The organism is Phytopseudomonas punonensis, from assembly GCF_900142655.1.
Classification (GTDB): domain Bacteria; phylum Pseudomonadota; class Gammaproteobacteria; order Pseudomonadales; family Pseudomonadaceae; genus Aquipseudomonas; species Aquipseudomonas punonensis.
In genome coordinates this window covers 1,334,356-1,356,071 of sequence record NZ_FRBQ01000001.1, presented here as the reverse complement: position 1 = coordinate 1,356,071, position 21,716 = coordinate 1,334,356, and the positions used below count along the sequence as shown (strand labels likewise).

The following is a 21,716-nucleotide window of genomic DNA, read 5'->3' as shown; positions in this document are numbered from 1 at the left end:
GATTTCCCTATCAACTGACTACAACCTGCACCGTGTTCTCTTCCACTAACAGCGTGGTGTTCCCGTAGGTATAGACGTCGTAGACGATGCCTTCCAGCAACTGCGTTCCGCCCTTCACGGCACTGCTGCTGACCTTCAGGGTGTCGTTGCTCTCACCGGTGATCTGCAGGGTGTTGCGCGAATCGGTCATGGCATCGACTGCCGCAGCAGTCAGCGTCAAGGTGCTGCCCGAGTCACCGGTGCCGAGGTCGATGCGCTCGATATTGCTCAGCGTGCCGATGCCGGCGGCGCCGTAATTGATGTCGATACCGCCGTCGAACACCACGGTATCGAAGCCGATACCTCCGTCGATGCTGCCGAAGTTGGTGGCGCGGATCTGGATAGTGTCGTTGCCGGCACCGGCATCCACGCGATCACCGGCGCCAACATTGAGGATCAGATCGTTGCCATTGCCGGCGAAGATCCGCTCGTTAGCGATGGTGGCGCTGCCGGAAAGGATGTCGTCGGCTGTCGTGCCATCGACCCGTACGGTGCCGATGGTCAGGCCGAGCAGGCCCAGCGGATCTAGATCCACCGTGTAAAGACCGCTGGTCTTGCCGCCTGATGTGGCAGTGATACGTAGGGCGAGATCGCCACCCAGATTGAGAATTTGGGTCAGCGACAGCCCGAGCTGGCTGAGCACACTGGGGCTGAGCAGGTTGATGGAGAAGTTGCCGGCGCCGTCGGCTGCCAATGGCGCGAGGCCGATGTAGCCCGCCGGGGTCAGCACCTCGACTGCCAGGGCTGCACCCGCAACGGTCTTACCGCTGACGCCGAGCCGCGCGGCTGGCAGGTTGAGGACGCTCAGGTTGGCATCCACGGCGAGGTTGCCGAGGGTGATCGGTTGCAGCAGCAGGCTGGTGCCCAGGCCCAGGGCGGCGAGGTTGCTCTGGTTGCCGGCCTGGTCCCGGGCCGACACCGTTACTTGGGCGCTGAGCAGTTGGTCCCAGGTCAGGTTGATATTCAGGCCGCTCAACAGGTTCACCGAGGCCAGCCCGGCGTTGTTGGCGGTGACCGTGGCGGTGGCGACGGTGCCGCCGAGATCGATGCGCACGGTCAATTGGCTGTTCGGCTCGCCGGAGATGGTCAGTAAATTGCCGACCAGGTTCAGCACCGGTGACGTAGGCGCGATGGTGTCGACCGTGAAGTTCGCGGCCTGGGAGTTGGCACCGTTGTTGATATGGGCGGTAACCGCCGCAGCGCCCTGTGGAAAACTGCCGCCTGGTGGTACTACCGATACCACGGCATTGCCGGCCAGCGCTTCGGCAGCGGTTACGGTGTGGGTCTGGTTGAAGGTGTAGCCCCCGGTACCGGTGTAGGTGAGGGTAACGGTGTCACCGGCGCGCACGCCCGTGGCCAGCCCGACACGAACCTGAATGCCGTCGGCGGCCTCGGCCGCATTGATGTAGGTGTCGAGGGATTCCGGCACGCTGATGGTCGGTGCCGACAGATTGGGCGCGTTGGTGCCCGCAGAGACGCTGACATTGCCCGCGGCATCGGTTGCGGTCACGGCGATCGCCTGGCCTGCCACCAGCGCCGGGATCAGCACCGCCGCGAAGGTGCCTGCTGCAGTGGCGGTCACCGTGATCGGGTTGGCCACATTGCCGTTGACCACGATGCGTACCTGGGTACCCGCTTCGGCGGTGCCGGTGAGCAGAGTGCCATCGACGCTGACGAACAGGTTGCTTGGCGCATTCGGTGCCTGGCTGTCGATGGTAGTGCTTGCCGGAACGCTTTGATTGCCAGCGGCGTCTTTGGCGACGACGTTGACTGTCGTGCCATGGGGTACCGGCGTACTCGGTGTGAAGCTCCAGGTGCCGTTGGCGGCAGCGGTTGTGGTGCCGATGGTGCCATTGGGCCCGGTGAGAACGACGGTGCTGCCGGCCTCGGCTGTGCCAGTAAGCACGGTGCCTCGGCTGGGCTGGATGGTCGGGGCGTCAGGCGCAACGGTGTCGATAGTGGTACTGCTCGAACCGCTGGTGTTGCCGGCGGCGTCGCGAGCCACCGCGTTGACGACAACGCCATTGGCCAGGGGGCTATTCGGCGTAATGCTCCAGGTGCCGTTGGCCGTGGCGGTTGTCTGCCCGATCACCGTGCCGCCTGGGCCGGTAACAAGCACCGTGCTGCCCGCTTCGGCGGTACCGCTGAGCGAGGCGCCATTGCTTGCCTGAATAAGCGGTGCGCTGGGCGCCACGGCATCGACCGTGGTGCTGACCGAGCTGCTGGTATTGCCGGCGGCATCGCGGGCGACTGCGGTCACCACCACGCCGTTGGCCAGGGCCGGGCTCGATGTGAAGGTCCAGTTACCGGCGCCGTCGGTGCTCGCGGTACCGATGCGGATGCCGCCGGGGCCGGCAAGGATCACCGTGCTGTTGGCTTCGGCCGTGCCCGTCAGCACCACGCCGTTGCTGGCCTGGATGGTCGGGACGGCAGGCGCAACGTTATCGATGGTCGTATTGGCGGACTGGCTGGTATTACCGGCAGCATCGCGTGCTACCACGCTTACCTGCGTGCCATTGATCAGCGGCGCCTGCGGTGTGAAGCTCCAGGTGCCCTGAGCGTCAGCGATCGCCTGGCCGATAGCGCCGCCGCCCGAGTCGGTAAGAATCACCGTGCTGCCCGCTTCGGCCGTGCCGCTCAGCACGGTGCCGTTGCTGGGCGCGATGGTGGGGAGAGCAGGTGCCAGGCCGTCGATCACCACGATTGTCGGCGCGCTGACGTTATTGGTGGCATCGGTAGCGGTGATACTGACCGAGGTGCCATTGGGGATGACGGGTGAAAAGGTCTGTGACCAGGCGCCCGTGGTGGCATCGGCGGTGACCTGCACGTCTGCCTGACCCGCGATGCGGATGGTGATGAGGCTACCGGGCTCCGCCGTGCCGCTGAGTACGCTGCCGTTGCTGGCTTGCACGGCTGGCAGGTCGGGCACGCTGTCATCCACGGTCACGCTGGCGGCGCCGCTAAGGTTGCCGGCGGCGTCTACGGCTATAGCCGTAACCTCGGTGTTGTCGGCCAGCGGTAGCGTAGGTAAGTAATGCCAGTTGCCATTGGCATCCACGGGCACCTCGGCGATCTGCAGCCCGCCCACGCTCAGCCGTATGGTGCTGCCGGCCTCGGCGGTGCCGCTGAGCTCTGTGCCGTTGCTGGCGGCGATGACTGGCGCAAGCGGGGCGATGCTGTCGACCGTGGTGCTGGCGACGGGGCTCTGGTTGCCGGCTGCATCCCGCGAGCCGACAGTGACCACTATGCCGTTGGCCAGGGTGGTCCCCGGCGTGTAGCTCCAGTTGCCGCTGGCGTCGGCCGTTAAGGTGGCAATGGTGTTGCCGCTGGCGGTGAGCGTCACGGTGCTGCCCGCTTCGGCGGTGCCGCGAAATGCAAGGCCGTTGGTGGCCTCGATGGTTGGTAGAGCAGGGGCGATTGCGTCGATGGTGATGGCGGTGGCCGGTCCGGTATTGCCCGCCGGATCCTGGGCGCTGACGCTGATTACCGTGCCATGCTGCAAGGGGGAGCTCACGGGGTAAGTCCAGGCTCCGCCCGCACTCACTGTGGCCTCGCCAATGACCACGCCACCCGGGCCGGTAACGATCACCGTGCTACCGGCTTCGGCCGTACCGCTGAGCAGCACGCCATTGCTCGGCTGAACAACCGGGGCGGCAGGCGGTACGGTGTCGATAACCAGGCTTGTCGCCGCGCTGGTATTGCCGGCCGCATCCCGAGCCACCACGGTGACCTGGGTGTTATTGGTGAGAGCCACTGGCGGCACGAACGACCAGTTGCCGCTGCCATCGGCCACTGCCTGAGCGATGGCGACACCGCCCACGCCGGTGATGATCACCGTGCTGCCGGCTTCCGCCGTGCCGCTCAGGACGATGCCATTGCTCGGCTCGATAGTGGGCCGAGGTGGTGCTTGGTTGTCGATGGTGACGGCGGCCGATGGTGAACTCACGTTGCCTGCTGCATCGGTCGCTGTAGCGGTGATGCTGGTGCCGTTGCCTGCGGCATTGCCAGGGTTGAACGTCCAGCTGCCGTTGGCGCTGACCTGCGCCGTGCCGATCACGGTGCCCCCGGCTCTGATCGTCACGATGCTGCCGGCTTCGGCGGTGCCGGTAATGAGCTGGCCGTTGCTCGGCGCGATCACCGGTGCAAGCGGTGCGATGCCATCGATCAGGATGCTGGCCGGCGCGCTTTCGTTGCCCAGTGTGTCACGGGCCACCACGGTAACTAGGCTGCCATCCGGCAACGCCGGGCTCAGGGTAACGCTCCACTTGCCGTCGGCATCGGCCGTGATGGTACCGGTGTTGATCGGTACGCCACCGGCGCCGGTGAGAATGATGGTGCTGCCGGCCTCCGCCGTGCCGCTAAGGGTCAGGCCATTGCTCGGTTCGATGGTGGGGTGCTCGGGCACCTGAGCATCGATCACGGTGCTGGCGGATGGGCTGATGTTGCCGGCGGCATCACGGGACACCACCGTTACTTCGGTGCCGTCAGCGAGGGATGGCGAAGGTCTCATGCTCCAGTTGCCAGCCGCGTCGGCGGTTACCTGGCCAATGGTCGTCCCGCCGGGACCGGTGATCAGCACCGTGCTGCCAGCCTCTGCCGTGCCGCTGAGTTCGACGCCATTGCTGGTTGAGATAGTCGGCGTGACCGGCGCCACGGTGTCGACGGTGGTGCTGACCGAGCCACTGGTATTGCCGAGGGTGTCCCGGGCGACAGCATTGACCACCGTGCCATTGGGCAAGGCCGGCGAAGGTGACAGTGTCCAGGTTCCATCAGCCGCCGCAGTGGTCTGGCCGATCACCCGGCCGCTGCCATCGGTGACGACCACGGTAATGCCCGCTTCGGCAGTGCCGGTGACCCGTACGCCATTGCTGGCTTCGATCGTCGGGGTGGCTGGCGGCTGTGCGTCGATGGTCGTGGTGGCCGAGCCACTGCTGTTGCCGGCGGCGTCCCGTGCCACGGCGGTCACCACCAGCCCGTCGGCCAGGGCGGGCGTGGGCGTGAAGGTCCAGTTGCCATTGGCGTCCGCAGTCGCCTGGCCGATGCTGACGCCGCCCGATGCGGTAAGAATCACCGTGGCACCCGCTTCGGCGGTGCCGCTGAGTTGCGTGCCATTGCTGGCGGCGATAGTCGGGGCATTGGGGGCGACGCTGTCGATCACCGTTGAGGCTGGGGCACTGCTCAGGCCGGACACCGTGATCGTGGCGTTGACCGTGGTGCCGTTGGCCAGTGGCGTCTGCGGGGTGAAAGTCCAGTTGCCCTGAGCATCGGCGACGGCCTGACCGATGACGGCGCCCGTGCCGTCGGTCAGCTGCACGGTGGCTCCCGCTAGTGCGGTACCGCTGAGTTCTCCGCCGTTGCTGGGTTCGATGGTCGGGTGCTGTGGCAGGGTCGCGTCGACTATCACGCTGGCTGGCGGGCTCTGGTTACCCACCGCATCGATAGCCCGCACTGTCAGTTGGGTGCCATTGGAGAGGGCGCTGGCCGGGGTGATCGACCAGTTGCCATTGGCGTCGGCGGTGGTGGTCTGGCTAAACCCATTGGGGCCAGTGATGGTGACCAGGCTGCCGGCTTCGGCGGTGCCGCTCACCTGGGTGCCATTGCTGGGGTCGATTACCGGTGCGGCTGGCGCCTGGGCGTCGATAGTGGTGGTCGCCGCCGGGCTGGTGTTGCCAAGCGTATCGCGGGCCACCACGGAAACCTGGGTGTTGTTGGCCAACTGGCCGGTGATCGGATAGCTCCAGGTGCCGTTGGCGTTGACCTGAACCGTTACCGGCGCGGCATTGCCGATGGTCAGCAACAGCGTGCTGTCGGGGTCGGCGGTGCCGCTCAGTACGCCCGATCCGCTGCTCGGCGAGATCGTCGGCGTGGCGGGCGGTAGTGCGTCTATCACGGTACTGCCCGGTTGGCTGGTATTGCCCGCAGCATCGCGGGCCACCACATCGACTTGGGTGCCATCGCGCAATGGGTTCTGCGGTGTGAAGGACCAGTTACCGCTGCCGTCTGCCGTCGTCTGGCCAATGGTTACGCCGCCCGGCCCGGTGAGAATGACGGTGCTGCCGGCCTCAGCGCTGCCACTGAGCTGGTTGCCGTTGCTGGGCGCGATGGTGGGCGTGTTGGGCGCCATGGCATCCACCGTAATGCCGACGGGGGCGCTCTGGTTACCGGTCGGATCGCGAGCGACGATGCTGACCGCGGTGCCGTTGGCCAGTGGTGTGTCGGGTGTGAAGCTCCAGGTGCCCTGGGCACTGACCTGCACTTGGCCGATCACCACGCTGCCGGCGCTGATGATCAGCAGGCTACCGGCCTCGCCAGTACCGCTGAGTTGTGCGCCATTGCTGGGCGCGATGCTGGGCGCTGCAGGCGCGACATTGTCGGTGACCATGCTGCTGTTGGCGCTGATGTTGCCGGCGCCATCGCGGGCCACGGCGTTGACCTGAGTGCCGTTTGGCAAGGCGCTGGCTGGCGTGAATGACCAGTTACCGCCTGCGTCGGTCGTCACCTGGCCGATCAGCACGCCGTTGGCACCGGTGAGAATCACCGTGCTACCGGGTTCGGCGCTGCCGCTCAGTTGTGCGCCGCTGCTGGGGTTGATCGCAGGAGCCGATGGCGGCACGCCGTCGATGGTAATGGACGCGGCAGGGCTGACGTTGCCCGTGGCATCCGTCGCCACCGCGGTAACGCGGGCGCCGTCTGGCAGTTGCGCGGTAAGGGTGGTGCTCCAGGTGCCATTGGCGGTTGTGGTGATTTCGGCGATCAGGTTGCCGGCGCCGTCGCGCAGCGTGACGGTGCTGCCTGGCTCGGAAAACCCGTGCAGGACGATGCCATTACTGGGCTCGATGATCGGCGTCGAGGGCGCTGCTGCATCGATGGTCAGGCTGGCAGGTGCGCTGGTATTGCCGGCGTCGTCGCGTGCTACGACGGTAACGGCGGCATTGTCAGCCAGCACGGGCGAGGGGGTCAGCGACCAGTTGCCGTTGGCGTCGGCAGTCGTCTGGCCGATCACGCGGCCGCTGGCATCGCTGATGATCACCGTGCTGCTGGCTTCGGCGGTACCGGCCAGCTGCGTGCCGTCGCTCGGCTGGACGACCGGCGCTTGAGGCGCGAGGTTATCCACCGTGGTACTGACCGCCGCGCTCACGTTGCCCGCCGCATCGCGGGCGCTGGCGCTCACCACCGTTGCATTGGCCAGCGGTGTGGCCGGCTGGAAGCTCCAGTTGCCTTGAGCGTCGGCGATTGCCTGGCCGATAACGGTACCGCCCGATCCGGTCAGAATGACCGTGCTGCCGGCTTCGGCCGTTCCGCTGAGCAGGCTGCCGTTGCTGGGTTTTAGCGTGGGAGTGGCTGGCGCGACGTTGTCGGTCACCGTGGTGGCTGGCGCGCTGCTGGCGCCATTGGCGACCACCGTCGCGCTGACACTGGTGCCGTTGGGTTGTGGGGTGGGCGGCGTGATCGTCCAGTTGCCATTGCTGTCGGCGGTGGCCTGGCCCAGCGCAACGCCGCCCGGTCCGGTCAGTACCACCAGCGCGCCTGCGGCGGCCGTACCGCTGAACTGGCTGCCGGTGCTCGGCTCGATGGTCGGGCTCGCCGGCAGCGTGGCATCGATGGTCTGGTTGGCGACGGGGCTTTGGTTGCCGGCCGCATCGGTGGCGGTGACGGTGACGTTCGTGCCGTTGGCCAGTGGGGGCGCAGGGGTAAAGGTCCAGACGCCATCGGTATTGGTGGTCGCGGTCTGGTCGGGAGCACCTGGCACACGAATCGTGATGGTGCTGCCGGGCTCGGCGGTACCGCTGAGCTGGCTGCCGTTACTGGGATTGATCACTGGCGTATCAGGTGCTTCGGCATCGACGCTACCAATTGTAGGGTCGCTTTCGTTGCCGCTGGCGTCTCGGGCGCTGACCTGAATGGAGATGCCATTGGCGATAGGTGCGCTGGGGTAGTGGCTCCAGTTTCCATTGCCGTCCGCGAGCACCTCGACCTCGGTCGCAGGTGAGGTGCCGATACGAATGATCACCGTACTGCCTGGCTCGGCCGTACCGCTCAGCAGGCCACCATTGGTAGGGTTGAGTGTCGGTGCTGCGGGCGGCTCAGCGTCGATTGTTACTGTTCCGGGCGGGCTGATATTGCCGGCCGGATCGCGCGCGGTGATGGTCAGTGGCGTGCCATTGCCCAGTGGCGTTGCCGGCGTGAAGCTCCAGTCGCCATTAGCGTCGGCCACCACCTCTGCGATGATGATGCCGCCTGGTCCGGTAATTACCACGCTGCTGTTTGCTTCAGCTTTGCCGCTCAGGGTGCTGCCATCGCTCGGGTCGACCTGAGGAGCGGCAGGCGGTGTCCGGTCGATCTGCACCGCAGCAGGGTCGCTGGTATTGCCGGCGGCATCGCGGACCACGACTTCGAGGTTGGCGCCATTGGCAAGCGGCGTGGTGGGAATGAAATTCCAGTTGCCATCGGCATCGGCCGCGGTCTGTCCGATCAGGTCGCCATTGCTGTAGATCAGGATGATCTTGCCGCCGGGCTCGGCGGTGCCGCTCAGTTCGCTACCGTTGCTCGGGTTTACATCGGGTGGCAGTGGTTGCGCGGCATCGATGATCAAGGTGGTAGCAGCGCTGGTGCCGGCGGGTGTGCTGGCGACGGCGGTGATCACGGTAGCGTTGGCAAGCGCGGGCGACGGCGTTATCGACCAGGCGCCATTGGCGTCGGTTGTTGTGCGGCCAATCTCGGTGCCATTTACGCTGACAATGACCTCGCTACCGGCGTCCGCCGTGCCGAAAATCAGCGTACCGTTGCTGGTCGCGATCACTGGCGCATTGGGCAGGGCGTTATTCACCACTACCGTTCCAGGTTGCCCCACGTTTCCTGCGGGGTCGCGCGCCACCACGCTGACTTGACCGCCATTGGCGATAGCCGGGCTGGCAGTGAAATGCCAGTTGCCGTTGGCATCGACCGGCGCCTGGCCGATGACGCCACTGGCGGAGCTCAGGATGACCGTGCTGCCTGCTTCCGCGGTACCGCTGAATACCGTGCCATTGCTGTTGCTAACGGTCGGTTGACCGGGCGCTTGAGCGTCGATATTCAGCGTCGTTTGCTGGCTGATATTGCCTGCTCGATCGGTGGCAGTAATGATCACCGGTGTGTTGTGAGTCAGCGCGGAGTCGGGTTGGTAAGACCAGGTACCGTCTGCTCCAGCGGTAACCGTAACAGGCGTATTCCCGTTGATCGTAAGCGTGATGGTGCTATTGGGCTCAGCAGTGCCGACGAGTTGAGTTCCATTACTGGCCTCAACGCTGGGTGCTGTAGGCGGCGTTTTGTCGATGACTATGCGGATTACCGGAGGCCGGAAGCCGCCGGGTGCAACCGTATGTACATCAACCAGTGTGCCATCGGGCCACGCAGGGGATGGGTTCACTGACCAGGTGCCGTCGGGATTGGCGGTGGTTTGGGCAAGCACCTGTCCGTTCGGATGCATAATTGTAATTGTGGAGTTGGGCGTTGCCGACCCGCTTAGCTCAGTGCCGTTGCTGGGGTCTACCGTCGAGGGTTGCGCAATCAAGGGGGCATTGAGGGTTTCTGGTGTGCTGGTATTGCCCGCTGCATCCACGACCACTACGGTAATGATTTCACCGCCAATTAGCGGCGAGCTGAAAGCCACCGTGAAGTTGCCGTTGGCGTCGGCAGTCGCGGTGTAGAGCGTACCGTTCACATCCACCCTGACGGTGGCATTGGGCTCGGCATTGCCAGTCAGGAATCGACTGTCCTGGCTGAGCTGCAGGTTAGTCGCAGCGGCCGGTGGCTGGTTATCCACAGGCGGCTGCGTGCTGCCGCCACCATCGTTATTGCTGCCACTATCGTTGCCCCGACTGACCTCGTCGGCCACGGCCACCCCACCCGCAATCGCAACCCCACCAATTATCGCGCCTGCCCCCAGGCCCAGGGTACCGCCAGCAGCGCCTGCCGCCGATGTCAGGGACGTGAAGCCGGAAAGGGTGCTTTCCGATGCATAGGAGGCAGCCAGAATGCCGTCGGACGCTGCGGCCTGGGAAAGATCCACGGCCATCAGCTGTTCTTCCTCGCCGACCAGATAGAGCTGGCTGGGTTGCTCGGTTGCAGTATAGAAATTGCTGATGCGCAGCACCTCGCCGTTCTGCATCTGCACGATCAAATCGGTACCTTCACGGCTGTAACTGGCTACTGCTTCGGGCGGGATATTGAGCGCTACATGGCTACTTTCCGAGAGCGGCAGCGTATTGCTGATCACCTGCGTGGTTGCCTGATTGACCTGTTGGCCAATAGGCGCGACTTTCGCCTCTACTGCCATGACGCACTCTCCCATTACTTAACTTCAAACTTGGCGAGTTGTTTTTGCACAGACAAATCCGATACGGCGTTGTGCTGGATATAACTCGACAAGTTTTAAAGGTAGCGGGTGAGCACTTTTTTGAAAGGAGTTTTAATGCTAGTTCGTATAAAGGGAGGTGTTTGGCTTTAGTTTTGGCTATTTAAAACCTAATAATTATTCATATTTAGCTATCTAACGAAGTATAACTATATGTTTTTTATGTAAATAGCCATTTATTCTTGATTGAAGAAGGGTAATAGATTTTTTTGATGGAAAACGATTTGAGCCGAATTAAAAGTTGTACAGTTATGTCAGCGCTGTCGAAAAAAATAAAGTTCAAGTTATCTAGTCGGGACGCGCTCATATATGGCGTAACTAATAGCAAAATACTTACAGCCATATGACGTCATTACTGACTGACATCATCAGCGGGCTGCTGGTAACAGCCCGCTGATGTGATGCTCTATTCAATCTCTTCAATCCACTGTCGCCCATGCCGTTCCAGCAGGTGCTGCAATTGCTCCGGACCATTGCTGCCCGCAGCGTACGGGCGCGGGCTTTGGTAGTGCTGCTGCCAGCCCTTGATGATCGGGTCGACCCATTGCCAGGCGGCCTCGACCTCGTCGCGGCGCATGAACAGCGTCGAGTCGCCCTCGATCACATCCAGCAGCAGGCGTTCATACGCATCCCAGCGCCGCTGTTTGTGGAATGCATCTGCCAGGTTGAGGTCCAGCTCCACTGGCTGCAGGTGCATGCCCTTGCCTGGGTTCTTGGCCATCAGCTGCAGGCTGATGCGCTCCTCGGGCTGCAGGCGGATAAGCAGCTGGTTGGCCTGGCCGTTGCCGAACAGTTGGTGCGGCACGGGCTTGAATTGGATGAGGATTTCCGAGGTCTTGCGGGCCAGGCGCTTGCCGGTACGCAGGTAGAACGGCACGCCTGCCCAGCGCCAGTTGTTGATCTCGGCCTGCACGGCGACGAAGGTTTCGGTGTCGCTGTCGTTATCGACGTTCTTCTCGAAATAGTAAGCCGGCACTTCCTGGCCGCCGATCTTGCCGGCGGTGTACTGGCCGCGCACGGTCTTGTCGCGTACGTCCTGCCCGGTGATGGGTTTGAGGGCTTCGAGGATCTTCACCTTTTCGTTGCGTACCGACTCAGCGTCGAAGCGCACTGGCGCTTCCATGGCCACCAGGCAGAGCAACTGCAGCAGGTGATTCTGGATCATGTCGCGCATGGCGCCGGCGTTGTCGTAGTAGGCGCCGCGATTTTCCACTCCCAGGGTTTCGCACACGCTGATCTGCACGTGGTCGATGTGCCCGGCCCGCCACACCGGCTCGAACAGCGCATTGGCGAAACGCAGCGCCATCAGGTTCTGCACGGTCTCTTTTCCCAGATAGTGGTCGATACGGAACACTTGGGATTCATCGAACATCGCACCGATGCCGGCATTGATCGCTTGGGCGGAGGCCAGCGAATGGCCGATGGGTTTTTCCAGCACGATGCGCGCACCCGGACCCGCCAGGCCGGCGACCTTGAGGTGCGATGCGATGGGCTCGAAAAGGTCCGGTGCGGTGGCCAGGTAATAGACCCTGACGCGATCCCGGTCGTTACCCAAGGCTTTGGCCAGGCGGCCGAAGTCGGCACTCTGCGAGGCGTCCATGGGGAAGTAGTCGAGGCGCTCGGCGAAGCTGCGCCAGGTTTGCTCATCGAAATCGGCGCGGGCCACTTGGGCGCGGCAATGGCGCTCGGCGAGGGCCTGGTAAGCAGCGCGCGTGTGGGTGCTACGAGCCAGGGCGAGGATGCGCGTGTCGCTGTGCAGGCGACCGCCGCGATGCAGGTAATAGAGGGCCGGTAGCAGCTTGTGCAGGGCGAGGTCGCCCGTGCCGCCGAATACCAGCATGTCGCAACAATTGCTCTGCATGGGAACTCCGATTCGGTTTGTCCGTGCGAGGTCACCAGGCTTGTAGTATAACTACAAGATCACTACAGCCCGGCGGCGTCCCTCGATCATAACCGAGTCGCGACGCTTCAAACCTCAAGCCGGCGTATCCATCCTTTGCCAGTCGAGTCCCTGCCAGTGAATTTGTTGCAGCACATCTCCCAGTCACGTCACCTTCTGCGTAAGTCGGAGCTCAAGGTGGCCGATCATGTGCTTCTCGATCCTGCTGCCGTCATGCACAGCTCCATGGCCGAGCTGGCCCACTCGGTGGGTATCAGCGAGCCGACCATCGTGCGTTTCTGCCGCGCCATCGGCTGCAGCGGCTTTCAGGACCTCAAGCTCAAGCTGGCGCAAAGCCTGGCCGCCGGCGCCAGCTTCGGCCAGTTCGCGATCCACGAGGACGACTCGGTCGCTGACTTCAGCATGAAGATCTTCGACACCACTCTGCATACCCTGATCGAAGTGCGCGAGAACCTCGACCCGGTAGCTTTGGAAAAAGCCATTGGCCTTTGCTCCCAGGCGCAGCGTATCGAGTTCTATGGCTTTGGCGCTTCCGGTGCGGTGGCAGCGGACGCTCAGCACAAGTTCTTCCGCTTGCTGCTCAACGCCGCTGCGTATTCCGACCCGCACATGCAGGCGATGTCGGCCATCACCCTCAAGCCGACCGATGTAGCCGTGTGCATTTCCCAGTCCGGCCGTTCCAAGGATCTGCTGATCACCGCCAATGTGGTGCGTGAAGCCGGCGCCTCGCTGATTGCCCTGTGCCCGGGGCAGACACCGCTGGCCGAGCTGGCCACGGTGAACCTGGCCATCGATGTGCAGGAAGACACCGAGATCTACACGCCGCTGGCCTCGCGTATCGCCCACTTGGTGGTGATCGACGTGCTCGCCATGGGCGTGGCCATGGCTCGCGGCCCGAGCCTGGTCAACCACCTCAAGAGCGTCAAACGCAGCCTGCGTAGCCTGCGCCTGTCGGCCAAGTCGGTGAGAGCCCACGAAGACGGGGCTTGAGCCCGATCATTCAGACGTCACGCTTTTTTCCTCAAACTGTCATGCCATTCGCTGAAGCTGGTCTCCCGTAATTCAACCTGGAGACCTGCCATGGCTCGCCATGTGGATGAAGCGTTGTACCCGGAACAGAGTGTGGTGAAAGCCCGGCGCAAACTGCTCGACGAGCAGCGCATGCGCTACCGCCGTGCCATCGAGGCGTATGGTGAGAATCGCCGGCTGCAGTCGGAAATATCCAGTTTTCACGACCCATTCTCCGGCGAAGCCCACCGCCTGCACTGAATCTGAACGGCGCGTCAGTACAGCGCGCATCCCTGGCGGCGAGGCTCCTATAATGGCGCCTTTTCGCCCAATGCCAGGGATGTGCCATGCGTCGTCTGCTCGTTCTGCTGCTCCTGCTATTTCCCCTGTTCGCCATTGCGCAAACGGCTCAGCCCAAGGTCGGTCTGGTGCTGTCTGGCGGCGCGGCGCGGGGGCTGGCGCACATTGGCGTACTCAAGGCGCTGGAGGAGCAGGGCGTACGCATCGATGCCATTGCCGGCACCAGCATGGGCGCGGTGATCGGCGGCTTGTATGCCTCGGGCTACAGCATTGCTGAGCTCGAGGACGTAGCGCTGACCATGGATTGGCGCGAGGTGCTCTCTGACGATCCGCCGCGCACCGACGTGCCGTTTCGCCGCAAGCAGGATGATCGTGATTTCCTGATCAAGCAGCGCCTTAGCTTTCGTGATGACGGCAGCCTCGGCTTGCCGCTCGGCGTGATCCAGGGCCAGAACCTGGCACTGCTGCTCGAACGCCTGCTGGTACGCAGCAGCGACATACGCGACTTCGACCGCCTGCCGATTCCCTTTCGCGCCGTGGCCACCGATATCGCCAACGACCAGAAGGTGGTGTTTCGCAGTGGCCATTTACCCCAGGTGATTCGTGCCAGCATGTCGATTCCGGCGGTGTTCGCGCCGGTCGAACTGGACGGTCGCCTGCTGGTCGATGGCGGCATGGTTGACAACATTCCCGTGGACGTGGCCCGCGATATGGGCGTCGATCGGGTCATCGTCGTCGATATCGGCACGCCGCTGAAACCGCGCAAGGAACTGCTAACCGTGGTCGACGTGCTCAACCAGTCGATCACCATGATGACCCGGCGCAATTCCGAGGAGCAGCTGGCGACGCTACGCGACAGTGACGTGCTGGTGCAGCCGAACATGACGCGCTTCGAGGTCACCGACTTCGGCCGTGGCGAGGAGCTGATCGAAGCTGGCTACCAAGCCGCAAAAGCGCTGCAGCCGCGCCTTGCGCAGCTGGTGCGTCGCGGTGGCGGCAACCCGGCGCTGACCCTGGCACGCAGCGCCCAGCAGCGCGCGCCGGTAATCCACGCTATCGAGGTGGACAACGACTCCAAGGTCGGCGACGAGGTGATCCGCAACTACATCCGCCAGCCCATCGGCGAACCGCTGGATATGGCCAAGCTGCAGCGCGACATGGGCACCCTGTACGGCCTGGATTACTTCGAACGCGTTCAGTACCGGGTGGTCAGCAGCGAGGAGCGCAACACCCTGGTGATCGATGCGCGGGAAAAACGCACCGGCACCGACTACCTGCGCCTGGGGTTGAACCTCTCCGATGATTTCAACGGCGACAGCGTTTTCAACCTGGGGGCGAGTTTTCGCAAGAATGGCATCAACCGCCTGGGTGCCGAGTGGCTCACCAGGGTGCAGCTGGGTGATCGCCAGGAGCTGTTCAGCGAGTTTTACCAGCCCCTGGACGTCGGCTCGCGCTGGTTCGTGGCGCCCAGCGTGCGAGCTGATGCCTGGAACGTCGAGTCGGTGCTTGATAACGATCCCATCGCCGAATACCGGGTGCAGCGCTATGGATACGGGTTCGATATCGGCCGGCAAATCGCCAATAACGGCGAGCTGCGTTTCGGCGTCGGCCAGGCATGGGGTGATGCCGAGGTGCGTATCGGTGAACGCGATCAGCCGGAGTTCAGCTTTACCGAAGGCTACTACGAAATGCAGTATTCCTTCGATACCCTGGATAACGTCGACTTCCCTCACGAAGGTGAGGAGATCGGGTTGAAACTGCGCCAGTACGACGCCAGTCTCGGCGCCGATGATCGTTACCGGCAATGGCAGATCAACCTCGACAAGGCCTTCAGCCAAGGGCCGCATAGCCTGGTGATCGGCGGGCGCTACGGGCGCACGCTCGATGACGCGCAAATCGTCACCTCCAGCTTCCAGCTGGGCGGCGCGCGCCAGCTGTCGGGCTTCCGTCAGGACGCCTTGGCTGGCCAGAATGTCAGCCTCGGGCGGCTGGTCTACTACCGGCGCATGACCCCGCGATCGTTCCTGCCGCTGGACTTCCCGCTCTACCTCGGCGCCTCTCTGGAGCGCGGTCGGGTGTGGAACAACGACAACGCCTTCGACAGCGGCTACATCAACGCGGCGAGCGTGTTCCTCGGTTACGAGACGCCGCTGGGCCCGCTGAATTTCAGCTACGGCCTCAATGACGAGAATGAGAAGGCCTTGTACCTGAACCTGGGGCATACCTTCTGATTACCGTCAGCGCCGGGTAGCCCTTGCTCGGCGCGGGCCGAGTTGAGCGTTGCCGCTACCTGCTGCTGCCAAATGCCTGGCGGGCGCTGTAATGCGTTGTCATGTAAATTCGACACGCCATGGGGATTTAACCCCCGAAATCCGTTAAAAAGTCCGACGGTGCTAATCCCCGCAAGTACCGAGTCTTTCTCCTTCATTGCGAAGAGCCCTTATGGCCTCATCCCGAACAGTGTTGCCCCTCGTTTGCATCGTGCTGGCCGGCGCCGGGGTCGCTTGGTGGCTGCGTCCCGCACCTGCGGTGGTTACCCAGGCGCCTGCTGCGGTACCTGTGGTGATATACGAGGTGGTGCCTGCCGACTTTCCGGTACTGGTGCGCACGCTGGGTCGGGTGCGGGCGTTGAACAGTGTGGAAGTCCGCGCCCAGGTCGAGGCGACGCTGGTCGACCTGCCGGTCGCCGAGGGGCAGCAGGTGCGCAAGGGGCAGTTGCTGGCACGGCTCGATGATCGAAATTTACGCGCTGCCTTGCAGCAGGCCCAGGCCGAGCGGGACGTGATCCGGGCAGAACTGGCCATCGCCCGCATCGACTTGCAGCGCTACCAAAACCTAGTGCGCGAGCGCGCTTCGCCTGCACAGACCCTGGACCAGCAGAAGGCCCTGGTGGCGCGCCTGCAGGCCACGCTGGCAACACGTGACGCCGCGGTGAGTGCCGCTCAGGTGCAGCTGTCCTACACGCGGATCGAATCGCCCATCGACGGCCGCCTAGGCATTCGCAATGTTGATGTCGGCAGCCTGCTCAGGGCCAATGACAGCGTCAGCCTGTTTTCGGTGGTGCAGATCGACCCCATCGATGTGGAGGCCACGTTGCCGCAACGCCGCCTGCCCGAGCTGCAACATTTGCTGAGTGCTGCGCAGAAGGCGCCAGTGCAGGCCTTTCGCGAAGACGGCGGCGCGCTGCTTGGTACCGGCAGCCTGGCACTGATCGATAACCGTGTCGCGCTCGACACCGGCACGCTGCGGTTCAAGGCACGTTTCGACAATGCCCTGGAGCAGCTTTGGCCGGACCAGTCGGTGGTGGTCACCCTGCAGACCGGCCTGCTCAGGCAGGCACTGGCGGTACCGCTCCAAGCCATTCGCCAGCGCACCGAGGGCACCTTCGTATGGCGCGTCGAAGGCGAGCAGGTACAACCGGTAGCGGTAAAGGTGCTTCACGAGGACGAGCAGCACGCGGTCGTTTCCGGCTTGGCGGCCGGTGATCAGATCGTCACCGATGGCCAGTCGCGGTTGCGCCCGGGGGTTACCGTCAGGCGTGCCGAGCCGGTGCCGGTTGGCGGAGACCAGCCTTGAAGCAGCCACGCGGTTTCTACGCGCTGTGCATCGCTCACCCGATCGGCATGATCCTGCTTGCCTTGGCCCTGATCCTGGGCGGCGTCATTGCCTTCGCGCGCTTGCCCCTGGCACCGCTGCCAGAGGTGGAGGCGCCGACCATCGAGATTTCCGCGCAGATGCCCGGCGCCAGTGCCGAAACCATGGCTTCCTCGGTCGCCACGCCGCTGGAGGTGCAGCTCAGCGCCATTGCTGGCGTGGACGACATGACCTCGACCAGCTCGCTGGGCCGGGTCGAGTTGATTCTGCAGTTCAGTCTCGACAAGGATATCGACGCCGCCGCTCAGGAGGTCCAGGCCGCGATCAACGCCGCCTCCTCGCGCCTGCCCAGCCAACTGCCCGAGCTGCCGGTGTGGCGCAAGATCAACCCGGCCGATACGCCGATCCTGATCCTCTCGGTGACCTCCGACACCCTCTCGCCCTATGAAGTCAGCGACCTGGCCGAGTCGGCCATCGCCCGCCAGCTGAGCCAGATCGAAGGCGTCGGCATGATTCGCCTCAACGGTCTGCAGCGCCCGGCGATCCGTATCCAGGCGCGGCCCGAGCGGCTGGTGGCGGCCGGCGTCACCCTGGCGGACATCCGCAGCGCCGTGCAGCGTGCCAGCGGCAACCGGCCCACCGGCGCACTGGTCGGCCAGCATCGACTGTCCACCCTGGACAGCAACGGCCAGCTGTTCGAGGCCAGCGACTATGCCGAGCTGATCGTCGCCTACCGAAACGGCGCGGCCATTCGCCTGGGGGACGTGGCGAGCGTGGTACCCGGAGCGGAAAACGCCTACACCCAGGCCACGCCCGATGGAAAACCCGGCGTGGCGGTGGTGATCCGCCGGCAGCCGGGCGCCAACATCGTCGCTACTGCCGATGCGGTAACGGCGGCGCTGCCCGAGCTGACCGCCGGCCTGCCGGCGGATCTCGAGGTCAAGGTGCTCAACGACCGCACCCGTACCATCCGCGCCTCGCTGCACGAGGCCGAGCTGACCCTGCTGATCGCCGTGGCGCTGGTGATCGGCATCATGGCGCTGTTCCTGCGCCAGTGGTCGGCGACCCTGGTGGTATTCGCCGTGCTGGCGACTTCGGTGATCGGTTCCTGCGCGGCCATGCTGGCGTTCGGGTTGTCGCTCAACAACCTGACGCTGGTGGCGATCATCGTTGCCGTGGGCTTCATCGTCGACGATGCCATCGTCGTCGTGGAAAACATTCACCGGCACCTGGAGCGTGGTGTCGGCCGGGTCCAGGCGGCCCTCGACGGTGTGCGCGAGATCGGCTTCACGGTGGTGTCCATCAGCCTGTCGCTGGTGGCGGTGTTCATACCGCTGTTCTTCATGAGCGGCTATGTGGGCCGTCTGTTTCGCGAGTTCGCCCTGGCGGCCACTTCGGCGATCATGATTTCCGTGGTCATTTGCCTGACCCTGGCGCCGGCGCTGGCCGCCCTGTGCATGCGCCCGCTGGCGAATCATGACGGGCCCGGGCCGACCATGCGCCGCGTGCTGCGCGGATATGAGCGCGCGCTGGTGTGGGCGCTGGATCACCCTCGTAGCATTCTGGCGGCGTTCTTCGCCTGCATCGTCATCAGCGTGAGTGGTTTCGCGCTGATGCCCAAGGGTTTCTTCCCGCTGCAGGACACCGGCTTCATGAACGGCACGGTGCAGGCCTCGGCGGATATTTCCTACGAGGCGATGCGCACCAAGAGCCGGCAGGTTGTGGATATCCTGCGCAACGACCCGGATGTCGTGGCCTTCAACGCCGACATCGGCAACGACGGCAGCTATAGCGTCGGCGGCCTGGCCGTGGTGCTGACCGATCCAGACGATCGTTCGGTCAGCGTCGAGCAGATCATCGACCGGCTGCGCCCGCAGTTCGCCGCCATTCCCGACTTGCGCGTGACCCTACGGGCAGGGCAGGACATCAACCTCGGCTCCCGGGCATCGCGTGCGCAGTACCAGTACATCCTGCGTAGCCGCTCGCTGGAAGAACTGGCCGTCTGGACGCCGCGTCTGACCGAGCGACTGCAGGGGCAGGCGATGTTTCGCGACGTGAACAACGACCTGCAGTTCGACGCCTCGATAACCCCGGTGCAGATCGACCGCCAGGCTGCCGCGCGCTATGGCTTCTCGGCGGCGGATGTCGACGAAGCACTGTACGACGCCTTTGGGCAACGGCGGATCAACGAGATCCAGACCGCGTCCAACCAGTATCAAGTGGTGCTTGAGCTGAGCAGCAGCCAGCGCCAGCGGGTGCAGAGCCTCGAGCTGTTCCAGCTGCGTTCACCGACTACCGACCAGCTGGTGTCGCTGAGTACCTTCGTGCAGGTGTTGCCGGCCAAACCGGCACCGGTCAGCATCAACCACAGCGGCATGCTGCCGTCGGCCAACCTGTCCTTCAACCTGGCGCCCGGGGTGGCGCTTGGCGACGCCGTGGCGGTATTGCGCCAACTTGAGCAGGAGATCGGCATGCCGGCCAGCATCGGCGGGCGCTTCAGCGGCGCCGCCCAGGCCTTCCAGCAGACCTTGGCCTCGCAACCCTGGCTGATCCTGGCCGCATTGGTCGCCGTGTACATCATCCTCGGCGTGCTTTATGAAAGCCTGGTGCATCCGCTGACCATTCTCTCGACCATTCCGTCGGCCGGTATCGGCGCCTTGTTGCTGCTCTGGCTGTGGGGGCTGGATTTTTCCATCATGGCGCTGATCGGCCTGATTCTGCTGATTGGCATCGTCAAGAAGAACGGCATCCTGCTGGTCGATTTCGCCCTGCAGGCCCAGCGCCAGGGCATGGCACCTCGTGAGGCCATCCATCAGGCCTGCATGGCTCGCTTCCGGCCGATCCTGATGACCACGCTGGCCGCGATGTTCGGTGCGGTGCCGCTGATGCTCGCCTTCGGTACCGGCGCCGAGCTGCGTGAGCCGTTGGGTGTCGCCGTGGTCGGTGGCCTATTGTTCAGCCAGGTTCTTACCCTGCTGACCACGCCGGTGGTCTACTTGATGATGGACCGTCACTTGGCCAGGCGACGTGATTCTGGCTTAGCGCATCCAGAGCGTGCGTCATGAGGACCTTGCTACTGGCGCTGACTTGCCTGCCGTTGCTGGCCTGCAGCAGCCGCGAGGCTCTACCGCCAGCGCCCTTGCCAGCCCAAGCTGTGGCCGCGCTGCCGCAGGCCTGGTGGCAAAGCCTGCAGGATCCTGTGCTGGATCAACTGGTGGCGCTGGCGCTGCGTGACAACCTCGATCTGGCGACGGCGGCCCAGCGTATTCGCGAGCAGCGCGCGTTGCGCCGCGAAGCTGCAGGGAATCGCTATCCGAACCTGAATATCACCGGCAGCCACGAGAAGAGTCGTAACGCCAGCGATGGCCGTGATGAAGACTACTTCTACGGTCTGGACCTAAGCTGGGAAGCCGATCTGTTCGGGCGCCTGGGGGCGCTGCAACGTGCTGCCGATGCTAGCCTGCAGGCGGCCGATGCCGACTATCAGGCGCTACGCGTCAGCCTGATCGCCGAAGTGGCCAGCACCTATCTGAACTATCGCCTGGCCCAGCGCGAGGTTGATATCGCTGGGCGTGCTGCCGACAGCCAGGCGCAGATCGCCCGAATCACCCGAGTACGTTTTGACCAAGGCACTGCCAGCGGTTTCGATGTCGAGCGCCTCGATACTCAGGTGGCGATCACCCGAGCGGTCATTCCGCAGGCGCGTCAACGTGCTGAAGCAGCGCGTTACGCGCTGGCCTACCTGCTCAATGCTGAACAACCGCGGATTGATGCGCTGTTGGCCGAACCGGCACAGCTGTCGCTCCCCCGTGACGAGCGCCTGCTACCGCTACTGCAGCTGCCCGTCAGCAGCCTGCGTGCCCGAGCTGACGTACGCGCCGCCGAGCTGCGTCTGCTGGCTGCCGACAGTAGCCTGGATGCGGCCAAGGCACTGCGTTATCCACAACTGACGCTTGGCGCGCTGGTGGGTTTCGAGCAAGGCGCGAGCGTTCCCGCCTGGACGCTCAGCGGGCAGGCGCTGCAACCACTGTTCGACTTCGGACGTATTCGTGCTGGCATCGAAGCCGGCGACGCGCGTCGCGAGCAAGCCTGGCTGGGCTATCAGGCCAGCCTGATTCAGGCGCTCAGGGAAACCCGCAGCGCCATCAGCGCTTACGTCGAGGGACTCGATCGGCAACGGCTGCTGGACACGGCAAGCCGCTCTGCTGCCAGCGCTACGGACCTGGCACAGCGGCAATACGATGCCGGTACCTTGTCGATGATCGAGGTGCTGGATGCCCAGCGTACCCAGTTCGACACGCAGCTCGAACAGCAACGGGCTGCCAGTGACGTTGCACTGCGTTGGGTGGAGGTTTACCGCACCTTGGGCTTGGCGCCACCTGAACCAGCCGCCCGGCGTGGCGATTTCGCTCAAGCTCGCGAGTGATCCGGTGCGTTACGGTACATGGCAGGGTAGTTGGGGATCGCCCGTGTTGCCTGCCA

General features: G+C 64.1%; 8 protein-coding genes. 6 read left to right on the top strand and 2 right to left on the bottom strand.

The window, feature by feature from the left end:
* Window positions 1-10: 10 nt before the first annotated feature.
* Both BUC40_RS06100 and zwf read right to left on the bottom strand, forming a co-directional pair.
* Window positions 11-10,354: an Ig-like domain-containing protein gene (locus tag BUC40_RS06100; RefSeq protein WP_073263585.1), complete on the bottom strand. Its 10,344-nt coding sequence runs from the start codon at window positions 10,352-10,354 to the stop codon at window positions 11-13.
* Between the two features lie 484 nt (window positions 10,355-10,838).
* On the bottom strand, window positions 10,839-12,293 hold the full coding sequence (gene zwf / locus BUC40_RS06095) for a glucose-6-phosphate dehydrogenase (protein ID WP_073263583.1): 1,455 nt from the start codon (window positions 12,291-12,293) through the stop codon (window positions 10,839-10,841).
* A 156-nt stretch (window positions 12,294-12,449) separates the two neighbouring features.
* On the opposite strand from zwf, the gene hexR reads away from it, so the two are divergent.
* The 6 genes from hexR (at window position 12,450) to BUC40_RS06065 (ending at window position 21,660) form a co-directional block, all read left to right on the top strand.
* Complete coding sequence (gene hexR, locus BUC40_RS06090; protein ID WP_073263581.1) at window positions 12,450-13,322, top strand: transcriptional regulator HexR; 873 nt, start codon at window positions 12,450-12,452, stop codon at window positions 13,320-13,322.
* A 90-nt stretch (window positions 13,323-13,412) separates the two neighbouring features.
* Complete coding sequence (locus tag BUC40_RS06085; RefSeq protein ID WP_073263578.1) at window positions 13,413-13,601, top strand: PA3496 family putative envelope integrity protein; 189 nt, start codon at window positions 13,413-13,415, stop codon at window positions 13,599-13,601.
* Window positions 13,602-13,687: 86 nt separating this feature from the next.
* Entirely contained in the window at window positions 13,688-15,871 is a 2,184-nt protein-coding gene (locus tag BUC40_RS06080; RefSeq protein ID WP_073263576.1) for a patatin-like phospholipase family protein, read from the top strand.
* Between the two features lie 211 nt (window positions 15,872-16,082).
* Entirely contained in the window at window positions 16,083-17,216 is a 1,134-nt protein-coding gene (locus tag BUC40_RS06075; protein WP_083593340.1) for an efflux RND transporter periplasmic adaptor subunit, read from the top strand.
* Window positions 17,213-20,299 (top strand): efflux RND transporter permease subunit, encoded by a 3,087-nt coding sequence (locus BUC40_RS06070; protein WP_279627111.1) that lies wholly within the window; start codon window positions 17,213-17,215, stop codon window positions 20,297-20,299. Before BUC40_RS06075 ends, BUC40_RS06070 begins: the two co-directional genes overlap by 4 nt.
* Complete coding sequence (locus BUC40_RS06065) at window positions 20,296-21,660, top strand: efflux transporter outer membrane subunit (protein WP_073263572.1); 1,365 nt, start codon at window positions 20,296-20,298, stop codon at window positions 21,658-21,660. Before BUC40_RS06070 ends, BUC40_RS06065 begins: the two co-directional genes overlap by 4 nt.
* The last annotated feature ends 56 nt before the right edge of the window (window positions 21,661-21,716 follow it).

Bases quoted from the DNA above. Each gene is read 5' to 3' on its own strand.
- BUC40_RS06085 (WP_073263578.1), top strand. From the start codon at position 13,413: ATGGCTCGCCATGTGGATGAAGCGTTGTACCCGGAACAGAGTGTGGTG.
- zwf (WP_073263583.1), bottom strand. From the start codon at position 12,293: ATGCAGAGCAATTGTTGCGACATGCTGGTATTCGGCGGCACGGGCGAC.
- BUC40_RS06075 (WP_083593340.1), top strand. From the start codon at position 16,083: ATGGCCTCATCCCGAACAGTGTTGCCCCTCGTTTGCATCGTGCTGGCC.
- BUC40_RS06100 (WP_073263585.1), bottom strand. From the start codon at position 10,354: ATGGCAGTAGAGGCGAAAGTCGCGCCTATTGGCCAACAGGTCAATCAG.
- BUC40_RS06065 (WP_073263572.1), top strand. From the start codon at position 20,296: ATGAGGACCTTGCTACTGGCGCTGACTTGCCTGCCGTTGCTGGCCTGC.
- BUC40_RS06080 (WP_073263576.1), top strand. From the start codon at position 13,688: ATGCGTCGTCTGCTCGTTCTGCTGCTCCTGCTATTTCCCCTGTTCGCC.